General features: G+C 64.3%; 1 protein-coding gene. It reads right to left on the reverse strand.

Annotation, left to right across the window (positions count from 1 at the left end; all coding sequences use genetic code 11):
- On the reverse strand, positions 1–353 hold a 353-nt coding region (locus QD172_RS17300; protein ID WP_279856365.1), incomplete at both ends, for a hypothetical protein.

The raw sequence follows: 353 nt of genomic DNA on the forward strand, positions 1-353 counted from the left end.
TTGGCCGGCTCGGCGCTGTCCGTGATGGTGATCACGACATTGCTGCTGTCGAGGCCGGCCTCGATGCTGCCAGTCAGATCGACGGCGCTGATGTCTGCCAGATTGAGGAGGCCATCGTCACCATCGACGAAGGCGATGCTGCCCGTCGGGTCGGTGGTATCCACGGTCACGGCGCCCAGGTTCACGGCGTCGCTGACGTTGCCCGCGACATCGTTCTGACGGATCTGCACCGTGCCATCGGCATAGCTGCCTTCGTCCAGCGTGAAGGTGGTGCCAGTGCCAGCATCCCAGCTGGTGCCGCCGTCGAGGGAGACTTCCCAAGTGGCATCGGTCTCGAGACCACTGACGGTGAC

This window comes from Cobetia sp. 10Alg 146, from assembly GCF_029846385.1.
In the GTDB taxonomy this organism is placed as follows: Bacteria; Pseudomonadota; Gammaproteobacteria; order Pseudomonadales; family Halomonadaceae; genus Cobetia; species Cobetia marina.